Origin of the sequence: Qipengyuania sp. RANM35 (assembly GCF_041021145.2) — a bacterium.
Classification (GTDB): Bacteria; Pseudomonadota; Alphaproteobacteria; order Sphingomonadales; family Sphingomonadaceae; genus Qipengyuania; species Qipengyuania soli.
The window spans coordinates 890,787-910,804 of the sequence record NZ_CM196433.1 but is presented as its reverse complement, the minus strand read 5'-3'; the positions used below and the strand labels follow the sequence as shown (position 1 = coordinate 910,804).

23 protein-coding genes, 1 tRNA gene and 1 other RNA gene are annotated in these 20,018 nt (G+C 63.2%); 9 read left to right on the top strand and 16 right to left on the bottom strand.

The features are described from left to right. Positions 1 to 33: 33 nt before the first annotated feature. The 3 genes from RAM60_RS04600 to efp are packed head-to-tail and all read right to left on the bottom strand — an operon-like array spanning position 34 to position 1,789. Positions 34 to 855 carry an inositol monophosphatase family protein gene (locus tag RAM60_RS04600; protein WP_369025383.1) on the bottom strand — a complete coding sequence of 274 codons (822 nt, stop codon included), beginning with the start codon at positions 853 to 855 and terminating at the stop codon, positions 34 to 36. 10 nt (positions 856 to 865) lie between these two features. Continuing rightward, positions 866 to 1,219, bottom strand: a complete 354-nt coding sequence (locus RAM60_RS04595) for a hypothetical protein (RefSeq protein ID WP_200983596.1) — start codon at positions 1,217 to 1,219, stop codon at positions 866 to 868. A gap of 6 nt (positions 1,220 to 1,225) precedes the next feature. Continuing rightward, on the bottom strand, positions 1,226 to 1,789 hold the full coding sequence (gene efp / locus RAM60_RS04590; RefSeq protein WP_200983594.1) for an elongation factor P: 564 nt from the start codon (positions 1,787 to 1,789) through the stop codon (positions 1,226 to 1,228). 146 nt (positions 1,790 to 1,935) lie between these two features. Between efp and RAM60_RS04585 the strand changes: the two genes are divergently transcribed. After that, a complete protein-coding gene (locus RAM60_RS04585; protein ID WP_200983592.1) occupies positions 1,936 to 2,301 on the top strand; it encodes an elongation factor P in 366 nt (121 codons plus the stop codon). Positions 2,302 to 2,304: 3 nt separating this feature from the next. Here RAM60_RS04585 and RAM60_RS04580 read toward each other — a convergent pair whose 3' ends face one another. From RAM60_RS04580 to thiE, 3 genes are read right to left on the bottom strand one after another with little or no spacing between them, the layout of a single operon-like run. Continuing rightward, positions 2,305 to 2,994, bottom strand: coding sequence for a M23 family metallopeptidase (locus RAM60_RS04580; protein WP_369025384.1), 690 nt, complete (start codon positions 2,992 to 2,994; stop codon positions 2,305 to 2,307). A 17-nt stretch (positions 2,995 to 3,011) separates the two neighbouring features. Beyond that, entirely contained in the window at positions 3,012 to 4,217 is a 1,206-nt protein-coding gene (locus tag RAM60_RS04575) for a L,D-transpeptidase family protein (protein WP_369025385.1), read from the bottom strand. Between the two features lie 54 nt (positions 4,218 to 4,271). Beyond that, complete coding sequence (thiE, locus tag RAM60_RS04570) at positions 4,272 to 4,907, bottom strand: thiamine phosphate synthase (RefSeq protein ID WP_369025386.1); 636 nt, start codon at positions 4,905 to 4,907, stop codon at positions 4,272 to 4,274. Positions 4,908 to 4,987: 80 nt separating this feature from the next. On the opposite strand from thiE, the gene RAM60_RS04565 reads away from it, so the two are divergent. Then, complete coding sequence (locus RAM60_RS04565; RefSeq protein ID WP_369025387.1) at positions 4,988 to 5,413, top strand: hypothetical protein; 426 nt, start codon at positions 4,988 to 4,990, stop codon at positions 5,411 to 5,413. A 3-nt stretch (positions 5,414 to 5,416) separates the two neighbouring features. Here the strand turns inward: RAM60_RS04565 and RAM60_RS04560 are convergent, their stop codons facing one another. From RAM60_RS04560 to tkt, 5 genes are all read right to left on the bottom strand, one after another. Continuing rightward, positions 5,417 to 6,304 carry a fructose bisphosphate aldolase gene (locus RAM60_RS04560; protein ID WP_369025388.1) on the bottom strand — a complete coding sequence of 296 codons (888 nt, stop codon included), beginning with the start codon at positions 6,302 to 6,304 and terminating at the stop codon, positions 5,417 to 5,419. Between the two features lie 80 nt (positions 6,305 to 6,384). Beyond that, on the bottom strand, positions 6,385 to 6,825 hold the full coding sequence (locus RAM60_RS04555) for a PaaI family thioesterase (RefSeq protein WP_200983579.1): 441 nt from the start codon (positions 6,823 to 6,825) through the stop codon (positions 6,385 to 6,387). Further along, positions 6,822 to 8,021, bottom strand: a complete 1,200-nt coding sequence (locus RAM60_RS04550; protein ID WP_369025389.1) for a phosphoglycerate kinase — start codon at positions 8,019 to 8,021, stop codon at positions 6,822 to 6,824. The genes RAM60_RS04555 and RAM60_RS04550 overlap by 4 nt, the downstream gene beginning before the upstream one ends. 10 nt (positions 8,022 to 8,031) lie before the next feature. Then, positions 8,032 to 9,039 carry a type I glyceraldehyde-3-phosphate dehydrogenase gene (gene gap, locus RAM60_RS04545; protein WP_369025390.1) on the bottom strand — a complete coding sequence of 336 codons (1,008 nt, stop codon included), beginning with the start codon at positions 9,037 to 9,039 and terminating at the stop codon, positions 8,032 to 8,034. Between the two features lie 16 nt (positions 9,040 to 9,055). Beyond that, positions 9,056 to 11,056: a transketolase gene (gene tkt, locus RAM60_RS04540; protein ID WP_369025391.1), complete on the bottom strand. Its 2,001-nt coding sequence runs from the start codon at positions 11,054 to 11,056 to the stop codon at positions 9,056 to 9,058. A 175-nt stretch (positions 11,057 to 11,231) separates the two neighbouring features. On the opposite strand from tkt, the gene RAM60_RS04535 reads away from it, so the two are divergent. The 7 genes from RAM60_RS04535 to RAM60_RS04505 all read left to right on the top strand — a co-directional run bounded on the left by RAM60_RS04535 (position 11,232) and on the right by RAM60_RS04505 (position 15,321). Then, positions 11,232 to 11,426 (top strand): hypothetical protein, encoded by a 195-nt coding sequence (locus RAM60_RS04535; protein WP_369025392.1) that lies wholly within the window; start codon positions 11,232 to 11,234, stop codon positions 11,424 to 11,426. Beyond that, positions 11,423 to 11,755, top strand: a complete 333-nt coding sequence (locus tag RAM60_RS04530; protein ID WP_200983571.1) for a cell division protein ZapA — start codon at positions 11,423 to 11,425, stop codon at positions 11,753 to 11,755. Before RAM60_RS04535 ends, RAM60_RS04530 begins: the two co-directional genes overlap by 4 nt. A 10-nt stretch (positions 11,756 to 11,765) precedes the next feature. Then, a non-coding RNA gene (ssrS, locus tag RAM60_RS04525) (6S RNA) lies at positions 11,766 to 11,936 on the top strand. Positions 11,937 to 11,951: 15 nt separating this feature from the next. Further along, positions 11,952 to 12,548, top strand: a complete 597-nt coding sequence (locus tag RAM60_RS04520) for a 5-formyltetrahydrofolate cyclo-ligase (RefSeq protein WP_510640244.1) — start codon at positions 11,952 to 11,954, stop codon at positions 12,546 to 12,548. Next, positions 12,545 to 12,760 carry a DUF2842 domain-containing protein gene (locus tag RAM60_RS04515; RefSeq protein WP_200983567.1) on the top strand — a complete coding sequence of 72 codons (216 nt, stop codon included), beginning with the start codon at positions 12,545 to 12,547 and terminating at the stop codon, positions 12,758 to 12,760. Before RAM60_RS04520 ends, RAM60_RS04515 begins: the two co-directional genes overlap by 4 nt. Before the next feature lie 60 nt (positions 12,761 to 12,820). Continuing rightward, positions 12,821 to 14,266 carry an MFS transporter gene (locus tag RAM60_RS04510; protein ID WP_369025394.1) on the top strand — a complete coding sequence of 482 codons (1,446 nt, stop codon included), beginning with the start codon at positions 12,821 to 12,823 and terminating at the stop codon, positions 14,264 to 14,266. Next, positions 14,263 to 15,321, top strand: coding sequence for an MBL fold metallo-hydrolase (locus RAM60_RS04505; protein ID WP_369025395.1), 1,059 nt, complete (start codon positions 14,263 to 14,265; stop codon positions 15,319 to 15,321). The genes RAM60_RS04510 and RAM60_RS04505 overlap by 4 nt, the downstream gene beginning before the upstream one ends. A gap of 13 nt (positions 15,322 to 15,334) precedes the next feature. Here RAM60_RS04505 and RAM60_RS04500 read toward each other — a convergent pair. The 5 genes from RAM60_RS04500 to RAM60_RS04480 form a co-directional block, all read right to left on the bottom strand. Next, positions 15,335 to 15,411: transfer RNA gene (locus tag RAM60_RS04500), tRNA-Asp, on the bottom strand. Between the two features lie 303 nt (positions 15,412 to 15,714). Next, on the bottom strand, positions 15,715 to 16,305 hold the full coding sequence (locus RAM60_RS04495) for a YdeI/OmpD-associated family protein (protein ID WP_369025396.1): 591 nt from the start codon (positions 16,303 to 16,305) through the stop codon (positions 15,715 to 15,717). A 35-nt stretch (positions 16,306 to 16,340) separates the two neighbouring features. Next, a complete protein-coding gene (locus RAM60_RS04490; RefSeq protein WP_369025397.1) occupies positions 16,341 to 17,624 on the bottom strand; it encodes a dihydrolipoamide acetyltransferase family protein in 1,284 nt (427 codons plus the stop codon). A 5-nt stretch (positions 17,625 to 17,629) separates the two neighbouring features. Then, on the bottom strand, positions 17,630 to 18,628 hold the full coding sequence (locus tag RAM60_RS04485) for an alpha-ketoacid dehydrogenase subunit beta (protein WP_369026138.1): 999 nt from the start codon (positions 18,626 to 18,628) through the stop codon (positions 17,630 to 17,632). A gap of 59 nt (positions 18,629 to 18,687) precedes the next feature. Continuing rightward, entirely contained in the window at positions 18,688 to 19,989 is a 1,302-nt protein-coding gene (locus RAM60_RS04480) for a 3-methyl-2-oxobutanoate dehydrogenase (2-methylpropanoyl-transferring) subunit alpha (protein ID WP_369025398.1), read from the bottom strand. Positions 19,990 to 20,018 lie beyond the last annotated feature (29 nt).

Sequence of the window (20,018 nt, the reverse complement as noted above, 5' to 3'; positions counted from 1 at the left end):
TGGGTCGGGAGCGCGGGAGTTAGCCGCGCTCGTTCAAGCCTTCAAGGCGTTTGCCAGCAATTTGTGCAGCTTCGAATGCAAGGCATCGTTGGCCGCGAGCACCTGGCTCGCATGGATCGGCATCGAACGTCCACGGAAGTCGGACACGAAACCACCCGCTTCGCGCACGATCAGGCAGCCTGCGGCAGTGTCCCAATCATTGAGGCCGCTTTCCCAGAAGCCGTCGAAACGTCCCGCGGCAAGCCATGCTAGGTCGAGCGAAGCAGCGCCGAAGCGGCGGATGCCAGCAACCTGCGGACCCACCGCTGCGAAGATCTTGGTCCATTCGCCGAAGTCGCCGTGGCTTTGGAACGGGATACCGGTTGCAATCAGCGCTTCGGGAAGGCGGCTGCGGCCGGAAACACGCAAGCGCCCATCGTGCAGCCACGCACCGCGGCTTTTCTCGGCCCAGAAGGTCTCGTCCGTAACGGGGTTGTAGACGACGCCCGCAACCACATCGCCCCAGCCCGATCCGTCGAGCTTGGGCTCCTGCGCGGCGATCGAGATGGCGAAATGCGGGATGCCGTGGAGGAAGTTGCTGGTACCGTCGAGCGGGTCGACGATCCAGCGCGGCTTGGTCGGATCGCCTTCGATCGTACCGGCTTCCTCCATCACGAAGCCCCAATCAGGGCGCGCGGCAAGGAGCTCGTCGTAGATCGCGCGCTCGGCGCGCATGTCGGCCTTGGACACGAAGTCTGCCGGGCCCTTGAAGCTCACCTGCAGGTGCTCGACCTCGCCGAAATCGCGACGCAGGCGGCCACCCGCCTTGCGTGCGGCTTTCTCCATTACGCGGATGAGTCCGGATACTGCGGCCATGGGTACTCTCTTATTCGGTAAGGACACGGATCGAGCGGGCCTGCAAATGGATGTCACCCCACTCGCAACTCATGTCGAACTTCGTGCCCTCGATATTGAAGGAATGAATGGCGAAGCGGCGCTTGTTCCCGCCGCTTGCGTTGTCGGCACGCTCGAGCGTCAGCTTCGAGATGCCGGCGAATTTCAGCATGCCGGGATGGAAGCAATGCTCCTCGCCCTCGCCCGGCGCCTCGTAGTCGGGGTGCTCGGGCGCCAGGCAGAAGTCCATCTCCAGCGTCAGTTCGTCGTCGTTGATCACCACCCCCAGCAGGACGCTATTGGCGACATCGACATTCTCGAACCGGCTGGCGACGGACTTGCCCATGCCCGGTCAGTTGGCCTTGCCGACGTAGGTCTGTTCGTAAACGTCGACCACGATGCGGGTGCCGCTTTCGATGTGCGGGGGCACCATGATGCGTACGCCGTTGTCGAGGATCGCGGGCTTGTAGGATGACGATGCCGTCTGGCCCTTAACCACCGCGTCCGCCTCGACGATGGTGGCTTCGATCTGGGCGGGCAGTTCCACCGAGATCGGCTTCTCTTCCCACAGTTCGAGGGTAACCTGCATGCCGTCCTGGAGGAACGGGCGTGCATCGCCCAAGAGGTCGCTCGGCAGGGTGATCTGTTCGTAGGTGTCGTTGTCCATGAACACCAGCATCTCGCCGTCTTCGTAGAGGAACTGGAATTCCTTGGTATCGAGGCGCACGCGCTCGACCGTATCGGCGCTGCGGAAGCGGACGTTGGTCTTGCGGCCGTCCTGCAGGTTCTTCATCTCGACCTGCATGTAGGCACCGCCCTTACCGGGCTGGGTGTGCTGGATCTTGGCGACCTTCCAGATGCCGCCTTCGTATTCGAGAATGTTGCCCGGACGGATGTCCACGCCGCTGATCTTCATGGGGAAGCTACCTTCGACTTGTAAAAGAGCGTGCCCGCCCGATTGGGGAGGCGTTGTGCGCCGCGCGCCTTAGCGGAGAGCGAGGCATCGGGCAAGCGAGTGGAAAATCGGCCGGCCAGGTGTTATATGGGCATCGGACGGATCGTATGAAGACACTTGCAAGACTGCTTCTCGCTGCTGCCGCAGCGGGCTCCCTCACCACGCCGCTGGCGGCGCAGGGCCGCCTCGGCCTTGTCGAACAGGGGGAATATGTCTGTGCCCTGCCCGGCGACGCTACTGGCGCGGCATGGATCGAGCAGGAGGGGAAGGCGTTCTCGATTATCGAGGGCTCCAGCTATCGCACCGACCGCGGCAACGGCACCTATCTTGCCGAAGGTCGCCAGATCACCTTCACGCGCGGCCCGCTCAAGGGAATGAAGCTGATGGTGCTGGGTTCGGGCCTGCTACAGGAAATCGGGCGTGACGGGAAATTGACCCGCCTGCGCTGCCATCGCGCCGGACCGCTTCGCTAGATCCTACTTGCCGCGGAGCAGCGGATAGGGATTGAGCGCAACCGCCGGTTCCCACCATTCGGCATCGGGCATCGTCTGCAGGATGGCGAAGTGCAGGTGCGGTGCCTCGTCCGAGGCATTGCCGGTACTGCCGACCGTGCCGAGCCGCTGCCCCCGCCGGATTTTCTGGCCTTCCTTGAGGCCCTCCGAATATTTGTCGAGATGCGCGTAGTAGTAGATCGTCTCGCCGTCGGTCGAACGCACGTAGATCGTGTTGCCCCCGGCATCGGAACGGAAGAGTTTCTCCACCTCTCCCGGAGCAGCCGCGACGACCGTAGTGCCCTTGGGGGCCATGATGTCGATGGCCTCGTGCAGGCGCTGCCCCCCGGCCCGCGAGTCACTGAAGGTATCCGTCAGATCGCCTGCGCGGATGTTGAGCACCGGGATCAGGAGATCGCCCGCCGCGAGCGTGCTCGGCGCAGAGACCGGGCGCGTATCGAGCATTCCAGCTTCCGGGGCATCGGTCGCCGAGCCGGCGGCACCCGAAGCTCCTGAGCGGGAAGAAGGGCTTGGCGCAGCCTCCGCCGGTCGGGTGGCATCGCGCTGGCTGGCACTGCCTGCATTCTCGATCAGAGTGCCGCCCGCCACGATCCAGACTGCGCTGGTCAGCGTGGCGGTTACGACGATGGTCAGTATCCGGTCTGCAAAGCTCATGGCGCCACCCTAGCTCCTCATGCCTCGAAAATCACCTTCGTCGATTGCGAGACCATCCCTGCAAGGCGCGCGGCATCCCAATTGGTCAGCCTCACGCATCCACTACTCTGCGCTCTGCCGATTGTTTCCGGATCAGGCGTGCCGTGAATGCCGTAGTGTTCCTTGCTGAGGTCGATCCAGACGACGCCAACGGGCGAATTCGGGCCGGGCGGCAGCTTGTGCGTACCGTCGTCGGAATTGTCCTTGCCTAGGACTTCAGGGTCGTAGGCGTATGGCGGATTGTAGGCTTCGCCCAAAATCTTCCATTCGCCAAGCGGCAAAGGGAACTCGCTCGATCCGGAACTGACGGTGAAAAGCGCGACCAGCTTGTCGCCATTGTAGGCTTTGAGGGTCTTGCCCGCCTTGCTGACGACAAGGCGATCAACCTCTGGCTGTTCGGTCCCCACGCCCAGCGACGCGAGGGTCTGCTGCCAGCTTCTCTCCTTGACCGATCCCTTGGCGATCCTGTCCGCGCCGATATTCGGAACGCGGATCTGCTGGCCGGCGCGGAAGAAACTGGGTTGTTGCCCATCCGGGTGAGCAACATCAGGCGTCGCGGAAGCTGCAGGGTTGGGTCCCTTGCCTTCAACAGCCCCCGCCGGCTGGCCGTTCGGGTTGAGCTGTTTGAGGACGTCGATCGTGGTGTGAAAGCGTTCTGCCAACCGCTCGTCCAGTGACGCATATCCAAGCGTTTCGAGCTTGGCTTTCTCGGCAACGTCGTCGGGCATGTCGGTGTATTCGGTTGTTCCCCAGCTGGCCGGAATGGTGACTACACGGGTTGCCGGGATCTGCTTCCATGCGCTCAGCTTTGCCTTTGTCTGTTCGTCCAGCTTTCCGGTGACGGACAGGTCATTTGCCTCTTGGAAGCCACGCAGCGCGTTCTCGGTCGACATACCCATCTTGCCATCGATCACTCCCGGCCCGAAGCCGATACGATCGAGCACCACCTGCGCCTGCATGATGGGACGCTCCTCGGCATCGGGAATGGCGTCCTTGGAGATGGACCCGTCGTCGTTGGAAGCCATCGAATCCGCCAGGTTGTCGGCGTCGTAGGTGTCGTATCCCCAGTCCTCGCCCGCATCGGTGGTGGCGACTCTATCGGTGTCCTGTTTGTCGTTGTCCTGACCGGCAAGGCCGCAGGCGGCGAGCGCGATTAGCGAAGCGGTGGCGATGAGGTGGCGCATGAGAAACTCCCTGGTGTTCAGGGACGCGACCCGCCCCCATTCAGGGCATTCAACTCACTTGGGCGCCATTTGCTCCGCGAAAGCATTGATTGCAGCCACTTCATCGCCCGACCAGACTGCGCCGGACACGGCGAGGAAGTCTGCTCCAGCTTCGACCAGCGGACGGCAATTCTGTGGTGTAATTCCCCCGATGGCGACCGAAGGAAGCTCGACCATTTCACTCCACCATTCAAGCAGTTCGAGGTCGGCCTCGTACTCGGTTTCCTTGGTCGAGCTGGGGAAGAATGCACCGAAAGCGACGTAATCGGCGCCCGCCTCTCCGGCTTCGAGTGCGAGGTGGCGCGAGCCATGGCAAGTCACCCCGATCTGCGCGTCGCGGCCTAGTTTCTCACGCGCCTCCCGCGGATCGCCGTCCTTCTGGCCCAGATGAACGCCATCTGCACCAAGCCGCTTTGCGAGCGCAACGGAATCGTTGACGATGAAAGCCACATCGTGTGCCGCACATATGGCCTGCAAAGGCTGAGCAAGCCGCGCGGCCTCGTGCTGGTCGACACCCTTCACCCTGAACTGGAACGCAGTGACAAGACCCTTGCCCGCCACGAGCGCGCGTTCGAGCCGCTGCGGGAAATCCCCCGAAACGTCGAGCGGAGAGATCAGGTAGAGCTGGCAAGGAGTGGTTTCGTCGGTCATCGGCGCGCTTCGTATCGTCGCAAGGGCGTTTCGTCACCTATTCAGATTGGCGCAATGCAAAACGGCGCTATTTCAGCGCCATGACCACGACCCGCACGGCACTTGCCGCACTCGCCCTCGCCTCGTCCACTCTCGCTGCCTGCGTTGTGGTGCCCGATGCACCCAATGTCATCGGCACGCCCTGGAACGAGGGAACGCCGGTTCCGCTCGGTCAGCCGGTGAAAGTGGCGGACATCGTGGTCACGCCGATCCGCGTCGTCGAGGACAGCCGCTGTCCGATCAACGCACGCTGCGTTTGGGCCGGCCGCCTCGTCGTGGAGACACGGATCGACGGCGCGGGCTGGCGCGATACCGCCAACATTACGCTGGGCGAGACCTACGGCACCCACGAAAAGGTCGTCCGCCTGATCGCAGGCGAACCGAACAAGACCACGCAGGAAGAGATCAAGCCGGACCAGTACCGCTTCACCTACGAAGATGGTGCCTGGTACGTCGAGAACCAGTAGGCGTCAGGCGACGCTGGCGGCGTGGATCTGGTCGATCGCGCTCGACAGCGTCCCGTCGAATTCCTCGTCGCTCTGCTGGTGGCGCAGGTCCTGCAGCAGGCCGCGGCTGAAACTGGCGATCATGCCCGGGTTCTGTGCCAGGTGCTCGCAGGCTTCGTCGGTTGAATAGCCACCCGAGAGCGCGACCACGCGCAGCACCTTCGGATGGCTGGTCAGACCGGTGTAGAGCCCTGCTTCCTTGGGGATCGACAGCTTGAGCATGACCTGCTGGCCATCGGGAAGCGCATCAAGACCTTCCTCGATGGCCGCGAGCATGATCTTTTCGCCCTCGGCACGATCGGTCGCAGTGATGTCGTATTCGGGCTCGAGGATCGGGACGAGGCCGCAGGACAGGATCCGCGCACCTTCGGCGAACTGCTGTGCGACTGCTCCCTTGATGCCTACCGGATTGGCCGATTTGATGACCGAGCGCATCTTGGTGCCGAAGACCCCGAGCTCACGGGCGCGGTTGCACATGTCCTCCAGACCCGGGTTGGGTTTCATCAGCTGCGCACCGTCGCGCTCGTCCTCGAGGCCCTTGTCGACCTTGAGGAAGGGTATTATGCCGCGCTCGGCGAGACGATGCGGCACGCTCTTGCCGCCGCTGGTGCCGTCCATGGTCTTTTCGAACAGGATCGCGCCGATGACCTTACCATTGCCGAAGCAGGGGCTTTCGATGATCCGCTGGCGCATCGCGTGGATGAGGCCGAACATCTCGTCCTCGGTGGTCCAGGCACCTTCCTCGATGCCATAGCCCTTAAGCGCCTTGGGCGTGGAGCCGCCCGACTGGTCGAGCGCCGCGATAAAGCCCTGTCCGGTCGCGACGCGCGCGCGCATTTCGTCGAAAGTCATCCGAGAATCCCCGTGTCCGTGCATTCGTATGCGCGGCCCAATAGCTAAGCCTCTTCGCACCTGCAACAGCAGCGCGTCGCCTAGGTCCGGTTTATCTTCCGGATGATGCCGGTGAAGCTCAACGCAGGCTTGCCGTCGCCCGTGATCATGCCGCGCACGAAGATCGTCTTGCCCCCGCCGCGGGTGATCTCGCCTCGCGCTTCGACCAGTTCCCCGACCGCGATCGGGCCGAGGAAATCGCCCGAGAGATTGATCGTGACACCGAAACTGTTTCCCAGTTCGGGATAGGCGATGGAGAAGAGCGCGAAGTCGGCAAAGGTCAGCATACAGCCGCCGTGCATCGACCCGCCGCCGTTCATGTGCTGCGGCCCGGCGCGGAAGGCGGAGACCCAGCTGTCGCCTTCCTCGCGCATGTAGAACGGACCCGTGCGCGTTTCGAAGGCGTCGTGGTCCCAGGTGCGCCAACCAGCCCATTCACCCTCGGTAATGAGGGTCGGGCCGCGGTTTTCCATCTCGCTCATTCAGAGAGCGCCGCCACGCCGGGAAGGTCCTTGCCTTCCATCCATTCGAGGAAGGCACCGCCTGCCGTCGAAACGAAGGTGAAATCGTCCTTCACCCCAGCATGCGCGAGCGCCGCAACGGTATCGCCCCCGCCTGCGACAGACGTGAGCGAGCCGTCCTGCGTCAGTGCAGCGGCCGTGCGGGCCAGTGCCACGGTCGCCGCGTCGAACGGCACCGTCTCGAAGGCGCCCATCGGGCCGTTCCAGACCAGCGTGCGACAGGTCTTGAGGACATCGCCCAGCGCCTCGACCGCAAGCGGGCCGACGTCGAGGATCATCTCGTCCGCTGCGACCTCATGCACGTTGCAGGTGCGCATGCTCGGCGGGTTGGCGGCAAATTCCTTCGCGACCACGACGTCATAGGGCAGGTGTACCGTGCATCCGGCATGCCCCGCCTCGTCCATGATGCGGTTGGCGGTGTCAGTCAGGTCATGTTCGCACAGCGACTTGCCGACATTGACGCCCTTTGCAGCGAGGAAGGTGTTGGCCATGCCCCCGCCGATGATCAGGTGCTGGACCTTCCCGACGAGGTTGTGGAGCACGTCTAGCTTGGTCGAAACCTTGGCTCCACCGACCACCGCCGCAACCGGGGTCTCGGGATCGCCGAGAGCGGCGTTGAGCGCCCGCAGTTCGGCTTCCATCGACCTCCCGGCATAGGCGGGGAGGAAATGCGCAAGCCCCTCGGTCGTCGCATGCGCGCGGTGTGAGGCGGAGAAGGCATCATTGACATAGAAATCGCCATTCGCTGCGATGCCCTTGGCAAATGCGGGATCGTTGGCTTCCTCGCCCGGCCAGAAGCGGACGTTGTCGAGCAGCCCGATGTCGCCATTGCGCAGGATGCCGACCGCCTGTTCGACCACCGGGCCCATGACTTCGGGGATGAACATGATTTCGCGGTCGAGCACGCGCTCGACATCGCCCTGCACCATGCTGGTGCTCATGGTCGAATGGCGCGCACCTTTGGGACGGCCGAAATGGGCGAGCAACAGGACCTTGGCGCCCTTGTCCGCCAGTTCGAGGATGGTCGGCTTGACCGCCTCGACCCGGGTGACGTCGCTTGCACGGCCTTCCTGCATCGGCAGGTTGAGATCGACGCGCACCAGCGCGACCTTGCCGGTGATGTCGCCAAGGTCGTCCAGGGTCCTGAAGTTGCTCATGTGTCGGTCCTTAGAGGAAGCTCGCCATCACGCCCGCAGTGTCGATCATGCGGTTCGAGAAGCCCCATTCGTTGTCGTACCAGCTGACCACGCGGCACAGCTTGCCTTCCATGACCGCCGTTTCGAGGCTGTCGATGGTCGAGCTAGCAGGCTGGTGGTTGAAGTCGCTGCTGACCAGCGGCTGGTCGGTGTAGTCGAGCACGCCCTTGAGCGGACCCTCGGCAGCGGCCTTGAGTGCCGCGTTGAGTTCGTCCTTGCTGGTATCGCGGCCCGGGGTGAACACGAGGTCGACCAGGCTGACGTTGGGCGTCGGGACGCGGACCGACGAACCGTCCAGCTTGCCCTTCAATTCGGGCAGGACGAGGCCGACCGCGCGGGCAGCGCCGGTGGTGGTCGGGATCATGTTTTGAGCACCGCCGCGGGCTCGACGCATGTCGCTGTGCATCTGGTCGAGCATGCGCTGGTCGTTGGTGTAGCTGTGGATCGTGGTCATGAAGCCGCGCTCGATGCCAACGGTCTCGTGCAGCACCTTGGCCATCGGCGCGAGACAGTTGGTGGTGCAGCTGGCGTTGGAAACGATCACGTCGTCGGCGGTCAGCGTCTTGTGGTTCACGCCATAGACGATGGTGGCCGAGACATTGTTCGCCGGGGCCGAAATCAGCACGCGCTTGGCACCCGCCTTGAGGTGCGGTTCCGAAGCTTCGTGGCTCTGGAAGAAGCCGGTGCATTCGAGCGCGATGTCGATGCCCTGCGCGGCGTGCGGCAAGTTGCCCGGGTCACGTTCGCTGGTGACGGCGATCTTCTTGCCATTCACCGCAATAAAGCCGTCGCCGACCTCGACCGTGCCAGGGAAACGGCCATGGGTGGAATCGTACTGGAACAGCAGGGCGTTCGACTTGGTGTCGGCCAGGTCGTTGATGCTGACCAGCTCGAGGTCGTGGTCGGTGCGCTCGAGAATGGCGCGCGCCACGAGGCGGCCGATACGTCCGAAACCGTTGATTGCAACCTTCGTCGTCATTGCAAGGAACTCCTGCTTAACCGTTCAATTTCTTGGTGATTTGCGGAACAATCGCATCCGCAACGAGACCGAATTTCTCGAAGAGCTGTTCCGCCGGGGCCGAGGCGCCGAAGCGGTCGATGCCGATGGTAATTCCGTCATTGCCAACGAACCGCTCCCAACCCTGGGTTACGCCCGCCTCTATCGAAACCTTGAGCACATCGGCAGGTAATACGTCTGCACGATAAGCCGCGTCCTGTGCCGCGAAAAGTTCCATGCAGGGCATGGACACGACGTCGGCGCCGATGCCCCGTGCCTCGAGCTGCGAGGCGCAGTCCATTGCCACGGCAACTTCGGAGCCCGTGGCGACCAGCACTACCTTGCGCGTCGCTTCGGCAGCCTTGAGGCGATATGCGCCCTTGGCGGAGCGGTTTGTCGCGGCGGTCCAATCGGCATCGCCCTCGCCCCGCAGCTGCGGCAGGTTCTGGCGGCTCAGCGCAAGGACGGCAGGGGTCTTCGGCGCTTCGAGTGCAAGCGCCCAACATTCCGCCGTCTCGATCGTGTCGCACGGGCGATAGACGTTGAGATTGGGAATGAGCCGCATGCTCATGATCTGTTCGATCGGCTGGTGCGTCGGTCCGTCTTCACCCAGCCCGATGCTGTCATGCGTCAGGACATAGGTGACGTTGATCTGCTGCAGCGCCGACAGGCGGATCGCGTTGCGGCAATAGTCGCTGAAGATCAGGAAGGTGCCGCCGTAAGGTGCGACACCGCCGTGCAGCGCCATTCCGTTCATCGCGGCGGCCATGCCGAATTCGCGGATGCCGTAATAGACATAGCGCCCGCTGTAGTCGTCGGCGCTGAATGGCGTGGTCGAGGCGGTCTTGGTGTTGTTCGAACCGGTAAGGTCCGCCGAACCGCCGATCAGCTGGGGAAGCTTCTCTGTCAGCGGACCGAGCGCCATTTCCGACGCCTTGCGCGTGGCGACGGTCCTCGGGTTCGCGGCAAGATCGCGAATGTAGTTTTCGAGCGCCGCGCTCGCCTGATTGCCGATGCCCGCCATCTGCTCTTCGAAGCGCGTACGCAGATCGCTGTCATTGTCGAGACGAGTGCGCCATTCGCCGTGGGCCTGCGCACCGCGATCGGCGGTCGAGCGCCAGTCAGTGAGGATGTCGTCCGGCACGACGAAAGGTTCGGCGGTCCAGCCCAGATATTCGCGGGCAGCGGAAACTTCATCGGCTCCGAGCGGAGCGCCGTGGACGTTGTGGCCGCCCTGCTTGTTGGGCGCGCCCTTGCCGATGACCGTGCGGCAGGCGATCAGCGAGGGGCGTTCATCCGCAATCGCTTCGTCGATCGCACGGCGGATGTCGGCAAAATCATGCCCGTCACACTCGGTGACATGCCATCCGGTCGCCTCGTAGCGTGCCTTGATGTTCTCGCTTGTCGACAGGTCCGTGTCGCCGTCGATGGTGATGCGGTTGTCGTCCCACAGCACGTTCATCTGGCCGAGCTTGAGATGTCCGGCGAGACCGATGGCTTCGTGGTTGATACCTTCCATCAGGCAGCCGTCACCGGCCACGACCCAAGTACGGTGATCGACAAGGTCGCTTCCGAAGACGGCGTTGAGGTGCCGTTCCGCCATGGCCATGCCGACCGCCATCGCAAGGCCCTGGCCGAGCGGACCGGTGGTGCATTCCACGCCATCGAGAAGAAAGTTCTCCGGGTGGCCGGCGCAAGGGCTGCCGAGCTGGCGGAAATTGCGGATGTCATCCATGGTCGGGCGGGCGTACCCGGACAGGTGGAGGAGGCTGTAGATCAGCATCGAGCCATGACCGGCGGAGAGCACGAAGCGGTCGCGGTCGGCCCAGTCCGGTGCCTTGGGATCGTGCCGGAGATATTCGCTCCAGAGCACTGTGGCGACATCGGCCATGCCCATCGGCATGCCGGGGTGCCCCGAATTCGCCGCCTGCACCGCATCCATCGAAAGCGCCCTGATGGCATTGGCCATCTGGGTCATGCGTGCGGTGGGAAGGCTCATTCTGTTGCTCTCCGGAAAAGGGGCCGATTCGACGCGCGCACGCCATCGCGGAGGGGACGCACTAGGTCAACCCGCCCCCTCGCAAGTGCACAACCGCAACGACCCTCACCCCAGTTATCAACAGGCCGGGCCAACCCTTTGCCTGCACGCACCAATCTTGGTATTTATGCGCGCGATGAGTTCCGCACGCATCTCGCAGGCTATCGACCGTATCGACAGGGCTCTTGCCCGGATCGAAACGCAGGCCGCGCTCGGGCGTCGCGAAGGAACCGGTGATCAGGACCTCGCCCGACGCCACGAAGCTCTCAAGGCGAGTGTGCGGACCAGCCTCGGCGAACTGGACACGCTTATCGAGAGACTCGAGAAATGAGCGACGTCTCGCTCGAGGTCGGCGGGCGAAAGTATACCGTCGCTTGTGCCGACGGGCAGGAAGAGCACGTCCAGCGCCTTGCCTCTGTCATCGACGGGAAGCTCGGGACCATGGGCGCCAACCTCTCGTCGCAGGAAGCCAAGAACCTCTTGTTCGCAGCACTGCTGCTGGCCGACGAGCTCGACGAAGCGAAGCGAAACAATACCGCACCGCCCCCGGCTCCAAGCTCCGATTTCGACGTCGAACGTATCGCGACGCAGCTCGAACGCATTGCAGGCGCACTCGAAAACGCAGCACTGGTGCTTGAGGGCGGCCCGCATACCACCTAGATAGGCAGCGGCGGGACTGCCCGGCACGAGCTGCATGAATATCCCTGAGGCTATAAGCAATCCACGGGAGCTGTCCCTATCCTGGTCTGCGGGTTCGTCCTGGAGGTCGGGATATACGGCACCCACCTGACGTTGAGGCGTCAGAGGATTTCGCCGGCAAACGACCCATGGTGGTTCCGCCACTCTCACCTGGGAAATGAGGAAGACTGCATTGCCGAAACAGGCAAAGGATGAACTGCGCAAGGCGCTTCGCGCAGCACGGCGCGAGCATGTGGCGGCCTTGCCAGCCAGCATGCGCGGGCTTGTCTTCCATAGGCCCCCAGCCCCGCTTCTCGATCTGATCCCGCTCGGTGCGATCGTCGGGCTTTACCGGGCGAACGAGCATGAAGCGCCAGCCGCGTCCTATGCGAAATTCCTCTTCGAACGCGGACACAAGTTGGCGCTCCCGCGGTTCTCGTCGCGCGGGGCCGAAATGGAATTCGCCCGCTTTGCGGATCCGTTCGAGGAGGAATACCTCGAGAACGGGCCGTATGGATTGCTCCAACCATTCGGCGATGCCCCGCTCATGACACCGGACGTCGTTTTCGTCCCGCTTGTCGGCTTCACCGCAGAAGGAGATCGTCTGGGACAGGGCGGCGGGCATTACGACCGCTGGCTGGCCGATCATCCCGGCGTAACTGCAATCGGCCTTGCCTGGGATTGCCAGCTTGTCGAGAACCTGCCCGTCGAACAGCACGACCACCCGCTGGCAGCGGTGGTGACCCCGACCCGCATCTACGGACCCTTTGCATGAGAACCGAGCCCACCTGGCGCATTCCTGTCGGCATTCTCGGCCTTCTTGCCGCGCTCGCCGTCTATGGACTGATCGTCGCCCGCTATGTGCCGGAAATCATTGGCGGCTGGCCTACGCTCGCCCAGACGATCGTCTATGTTATCCTTGGGGTCATCTGGCTGCTCCCTCTAAGGCGCTTCCTGATCTGGATGGAAACCGGCCACTGGCGCTGATTGCCAATCGCAAATTGCTTCCCTAGCCTCTCTCCCGGAGAGACAGGGAGAGAGTATCGCATGGCCACAAGCACCGCCGCCCGCATGGACGGGGCGCAGGAAAAGCCATCCCTCGGCACCAAACTGGCCTACGGGTTTGGATCGGCCGCCTACGGGATCAAGAACAACGGCTTCGATTATTTCCTGCTGCTATTCTACGGGACGGTCGTTGGCCTCGAGCCAGGCCTCGTCGGTCTGGCCATCCTCATCGCCCTGGTTTTCGATGCGCTGAGCGATCCGCTGGTCGGGTACTGGTCCGACCACTTCCGCTCTCGCTGGGGCAGGCGCCACCCGTTCATGTATGCAGCCGCCCTGCCGGTGGCATTGACCTATTTCATGCTGTGGAACCCGCCCGAGCTCTCGCAGACCGGACTGTTCCTCTACCTGACCGGAATTTCGATCCTTATCCGGACCTTCATCACCTTCTACGAAACGCCGAGTTCTGCGCTCATCCCCGAACTCTCCCACGATTACGACGAGCGGACTACGCTGCAGTCCTACCGAATGTTCTTCGGCTGGTCGGGGGGCAACATCATGAGCATCATCATGTTCGGAGTCCTCCTTACCGGCCCGCTCGGCATGCGTGACCCGGATGCCTACGTCACGTACGGAATCATCGGATCGATCGCGATCTTTATTGCAATCATGGTGTCTGCGCTGGGAACCCACAGCCGCATCCCCCACCTCCATGTCCCCCCAATCCCGACAGAGAGGTTCAGCGCGCGGCGGATCTTCCGCGAGATGGTGGAAACCTTGAGCGAAAGGAGCTTCCTTGCCCTGTTCGCAGCCACGGTTCTCTTCGCCGTAGCCACAGGCCTTTCCGCCTCGCTGTCGTTCCTGCTGCTCAACTACTTCTGGGGCTTCAGCGAATTCCAGATCTTCATCTGGACTTGCACGGTGTTCTTTTCCGCGCTGCTTGGCTTCCTGATCGCTCCGCGCGTAGGCAAGCGCTTCGGGAAGAAGAAGGGGACCATTATCCTCGGACTTCTCGCCTTCACCATCCAGCCCGCTCCCGTCCTGCTGCGGCTCCTCGGACTGATGCCGGATAACGGCGACCCGCTGCTCTTCCCCCTCGTCCTGTCGATCAACGTCATCGACCTTGCACTCATCATCGCGGTTACGGCAGTCGCCTTCTCGATGATTGCCGACCTGGTGGAATCCAACCAGGTAAAGACCGGCAGGCGGAGCGAAGGTGTCTACTACGCAGCGATGACCTTCACGCGAAAGACGACCCAGGGCCTCGGGGTGCTATTTGCGGGCTTTATCCTGTCAGTGATTTCCTTTCCCCAAGGGGCGGATCCGGCCTCGGTCGACCCGGACACCTTGTGGAAGTTGGGCGCGTGGTATGCCCCATCGATGTTCTTCCTGTGGCTGAGTGCGCTGTTTTTCGTCTCGCGTTACAAGATCGACAAAGCGGGACATGAGGAAAACCTGAGAACCCTCAACTCGCAAGGACAGGCCGCATGAAACGCCTTGCGATCCTCGCGCTTGTCGTGGTGGTCGCGCTTGGTTTCTGGCTGGGCCAGGCAAGGATCGGCCAATTCCTGTTCGACAGGACGGTCGATCGCAATGTCGGGCGCAATACCGCAGCCAAGCTACCCGACGGCATCCACGCCTATCTCTGCGGTAGTGGCTCCCCCCTCCCTGATGCCGAGCGCGCGGGTCCCTGCATTGGCGTCCTCGCCGGCGAACAGGCCTTCGTTTTCGACGCAGGTTCGGGCGCGATCCGCAAGCTGGGTCGCATGGGCTTCCCGATGGACCGGCTGGAAGCGGGGTTCCTGACCCATCTCCATTCCGACCATCTCGACGGCCTGGGCGAGCTGATGTTGCAGGCGTGGATGGCGGGCGGTCGCGACACTCCTCTACCGATCTATGGCCCGCCAGGCACTGACCAGGTCGTGGCGGGGTTCGTAGAGGCCTACAGCATCGACCGCCGATACCGCATCGCCCATCACGGCCCCGAGGTGGCGAGGCCTGGCGGCTTTGGCGGCACCGCGCACATCTTAGACCCGGCCAAGGACGCCATTGCGTGGCAGGGAGACGGCGTCACGATCAGGGTGATTGCGGTCGATCACAAGCCCGTCGACAACGCCTATGCCTACCGCATCGAATATGGCGGACGCGCAATGGTCATCAGCGGCGATACGGTCAAGTCGGATGCACTTGCCCAGTTCGCCAACGGTGCGGACCTGCTATTCCACGAGGCATTGAACGACCGCATGATCGGACGCATCGGCAAGACCCTGGCCGCGCGCGGAAATGCCGATGCGGCAAAAATCATGTCGGATATTCCGGACTATCACACTTCGCCCGAAGAAGCGGCGGAGGTAGCGCAGGAAGCTGGTGTGAAGGCCCTCGTGCTCTACCACCTCGTGCCCGGCCCGCCGGCGGCACCGGTGGCCAAGGCCTTCCTCGGCCACGCGGAAGAGAAATTCGACGGTCAGCTGCGGATCGGTGAGGACGGCATGCTAGTCAGCCTGCCCACGCATGGCGAGAGCATTGAATTCGACGAACTATTGTAGGAAAATCCCCAAGTGGCGCGAGTGACGGGGCTCGAACCCGCGACCTTCGGCGTGACAGGCCGACACTCTAACCAACTGAGCTACACCCGCGCAGCCACTTGGGAGCCGCGCCACTAAGGCAGGGTCCGATTCCTGTCAATGCCGATCTGGCCCCTTTTTTTGCTCTTTTTCGAACCGTCGCAATTCCACTTCCCCTTTACTCGAAATTTACCTCGCCGCGCGACATTCGGGCGGGGTTATCGGCGTGGGGCAAACGGGGGGTTTGCAATGCTGAGAATGACATTTCTGGCGGTTTCGCTGACCATGCTGGCAGGCGGTGCCTATGCTGCGCAGTCGGCTCTCGATATCCAGTCAGCCGCCTACAGTCCGAAACCTGGCAAGTAATCCCGCCGCTTAGCAGGATTCATACTTCCAGTTCCGTTTGCGGCCTTCGACTAGCCACTCGATCGCCTGAGCGATCCGCTTGGACCGTGTTTCCTCGCGCTTGGCACCGGTGATCCATTCCAGGTATTCGCGGCGATGCGAGGGGGCGAAACCGTCGAACGCGGTCCGTGCCGCTTCGCTATTTGCCAGCGCTGTGGCAAAATCCTCCGGCACCGGTATTTCCGGTTTGGCGGTTCTTGGCGCCCTCCCCTTGGTCGCGCTCCCGACGCTGGCAACGCGGGCCGCGGCGGCCTCAATTGCGGAGATTATTTCCGTGTCAGCCGGCAAGTCCGCAAGCGAAGCGATTTTGCCATAGGCCCCCATGCCATCGCCACTGGATACCCGCCCCTCTCCGTGGACGATGAAGGCGCAATGGGCCTTGAATGCGCTCATCCCGGCAACATTCTTACCGCCTAGCATGAAGTGCGGCATGCCCCACTTCATGCCTTCCTCACCTTGCGGAAGCGCCTCGTGCGCCACTGACCGCAAATGCGTGAGGATTGGCTGCGCGAACGGCGCAGCCTTGGCGATGTAGTCGTCGACGCGCGGATCGGTCTTCATCGTGCCCTCCCTACGGGAAGAACCATGATAGCCGATCAGCTCACCAGAATCAGCGCCGGACTTTCGATGAGCTTCCTCACAGCCTGGATGAAGCTCGCCGCATCCCAGCCATCGACGACGCGGTGGTCGCAACTGATCGAGATGTTCATCAGCTTGCGCTTCTCGATCCGCTCGCCGCCATTGCCGTCGGGGACGAACATCGGGCGTTCGATGATACGATTGGGGCCGATGATCGCGACTTCGGGGCGATTGATGACCGGAGTGGTCGCGACGCCGCCGAGCGGGCCGAGTGAGGTCACGGTCAGCGTGCCGCCCTGCATCTCGTCAGCCTTGGCCTTGCCGGTGCGCGCTGCCTCGGCAAGGCGCGCAATCTCGTTCGCCAGCTGCCACAGGTTCTTCGCCTGCGCGTCCTTGATCACCGGAACCATCAGGCCGGCATCGGTCTGCGCCGCCATGCCCATGTTGACCGAACCGTAGCGGGTCACCACCCCGGCCTCGTCGTCATAGCGGGCATTGATCATCGGGAAATCGGGCAGGGTCTTGCAGATCGCGGTGATCAGCAGCGGCAGGATGGTCAGCTTCGGCTTGTCGCCACGATTGGCGTTGAGCTGCGCGCGCAGCTCTTCCAGTGCCGTCACGTCGCATTCCTCGACATAGGAGAAGTGCGGGATGTTGCGCTTCGATGCGGCCATGTTCTCGGCGATGCGACGACGCATGCCGATGACCTTGATTTCCTCGTCCTTGCGAGCCGGAGCGGCAGCGCCGTAGCCGCCATTATACGACAGGAAAGCATCAAGGTCGCCGTGGCGTATGCGGCCATCCTCGGCAGGCTTCACGTGCGACAGGTCGACGCCGAGATCCTTGGCACGGGCGCGCACGGCGGGCGTTGCAAGCACCTTGGCATGCTGCTGCGGGTGCGGTGCCGGGGTCGGCGCAGGCAGCGGCTCGGGTTCCGGATCGACCGCGAGAGCGTGGTCCGCGTCGGACGCATCGGGCGTTTCCACCTCGATCCGCTCCTCGACCACTTCGGCCTTGGGCGCGGGTGCCTCGTCCTCGGGCGCGTCTTCGGGCGCTTCGCCCTCGACCTCGATCACGACCAGCATCGAACCGATCGAGACCATGTCGCCCTCGGCTCCGGCGATCTCGACGATCTTGCCGGTGACCGGACTTTCCATCGGCACCGTCGCCTTGTCGGTCATCATGTCGACGAATTCTTCGTCCTCGTTGACCGTGTCGCCGACAGCCTTGTGCCACTGCACGATTTCGGCCTCTGCGATGCCTTCGCCGATGTCGGGCATTTTGAAGGTGAATTTCGCCATGTCGGTTACTCGCTCAGGATCTTGTCGAGGGCCTCGCCGATGCGGATCGGTCCGGGGAAATAGGCCCATTCGAGGCTATGCGGATAAGGCGTGTCGAAGCCGGTAACGCGTTCGACGGGCGCCTCGAGATGATAGAAGCAGCGTTCGGTGACGAGCGCTGAAAGCTCGGCGCCGAAACCGCTGGTGCGGGTCGCTTCGTGGACGATCAGGCAGCGGCCAGTCTTGGCAACCGAAGCCTCGATCGCTTCGATGTCCAGAGGTACCAGCGTGCGCAGGTCGAGGATTTCTGCGTCTACGCCCTTCTCGCGGCACACCGCCTCGACCACGTGAACCATCGTCCCGTAGGCGAGGATGGTGAGTTCGTCGCCAGTGGTGACATGACGCGCCTTGCCGAGCGGAATCCTGTAATGACCCTCGGGCACCAGGCTGGCGTCGAAATTCTTCCACGGCTGGGCGGGCTTGTCGTAGTAGCCGGTGAACGGGCCGTTGTAGATGCGCTTCGGCTCGAAGAAGATCACCGGATCATTGTCCTCGATCGCCGAAATCAGCAGGCCCTTCGCATCGTAGGGCGTGCTCGGGATCACCGTCTTGAGACCGGCGACGTGGGTGAACAGCGCCTCCGGGCTCTGGCTATGCGTCTGGCCACCGAAGATGCCGCCGCCGAAGGGCGAGCGCACGGTCATCGGCGCGATGTACTCGCCCGCCGAACGATAGCGCAGGCGGGCAGCTTCAGAGATCAGCTGGTCGAGACCGGGATAGATGTAGTCGGCGAACTGGATTTCCGGCACAGGACGCAAGCCATAGGCGCCCATGCCCACCGCCGCGGCGATGATGCCGCATTCGGAAATCGGCGTGTCGAACACGCGAGTCTTGCCGTACTTCTCCTGCAACCCCGCAGTGCAGCGGAACACGCCGCCGAAATAGCCGACGTCCTCGCCCATCACGACGATGTTGTCGTCGCGCTCCATGCTGACATCGAGCGCTTCGTTGATCGCTTCGATCATGTTCAGGCGGCGTTCGGTGCCCGATGAAGCGCTTGATTCACGTGTCTTGGTGGTGGTGCTCACAGCTTGAGCCCTCCCGGGAACTTGGTCTCGCGTTCGCGGATCGCCTGCTCGCTCTGTTCCTTGAGGTGCCAGGGCAACTCCTCGAACACGTCCTCGAACATGGTGCGGAACGGATGGTGCAAGCCATGGCCGAGGATGCCGTTGGCTTCCGCTTCCTTGGTGACGGCCTTGACGTATTCCGCCGCCTCGAGGTCCATATTCTGCTGGCGCTCCTCGTCCCATTCGCCGATGGCGATGAGGTGGTCCTTGAGCCGCGTGACGGGGTCGCCGAGCGGCCACTCGTTACGCTCCTGCGCGCTACGATAGCCAGAAGGATCGTCCGAGGTGGAATGCCCCTCGGCGCGATAGGTGAAGAACTCAATCAGCGTCGGACCGGCATTGGCGCGCGCACGATCGGCGGCCCACTTCTCCGCCGCATAGCAGGCCAACGCGTCATTACCGTCGACCCTGAGGCCAGCGAGGCCATAGCCGATGGCGCGCGCTGCGAAGGTCGTGCGCTCGCCGCCGGCAAAACCGGAGAAGCTCGAGATGGCCCACTGGTTGTTGACGACGTTGAGGATGACCGGCGCGTTGTAGACGGTCGCGAACAGGCAGGCCGAATGGAAGTCTCCCTCCGCCGTGCTGCCCTCGCCCACCCAGGTCGCGGCAATCCGGCTGTCGCCCTTGGCGGCGCTGGCCATGGCCCAGCCCACGGCCTGCGGCGTCTGCGTCGCGAGGTTGCCGCTGATCGTGAAGAAGCTGTGCTCGCGGCTCGAATACATGATCGGCAGCTGACGGCCCTTCAGCTTGTCGCCCTTGTTCGAGTAGATCTGGTTGATCATCTCGATCAGCGGGTAGCCGCGCTGGATCAGGATGCCCTGCTGGCGATAGCTCGGGAAGACCATGTCATCCGCCGCCAGCGCCATCGAGGCGGAGACGCTAGTCGCCTCTTCGCCGGTGCATTTCATGTAGAAGCTGGTCTTGCCCTGGCGCTGGCCACGAAACATGCGCTCGTCAAAGGCGCGGGTCATCGCCATGTGGCCGAGCATCCGACGAAGCGTTTCGGGATCGAGCTTCGGGTCCCAGGGGCCGTGGGCCTTGTTATCCTCGCCCAGCACGCGGACCAGCCCGAAAGCGAGGTCGCGCATGTCCTTGGGATCGCAGGTCTCGTCGGGGCGCGGCTGCACGCCGGCCTCCGGAATCTGCAGGTGCGAGAAGTCGACCGCGTCGCCGGGCCGGAACTTGGGTTCGGGGACATGGAGCGACAGCTTGGGGCGATTATCGCCCTCACCTGCCGCGCCTGCGGGCCTATCGGCCATATGAGACTCTCCCAGACGCAATCTTACGC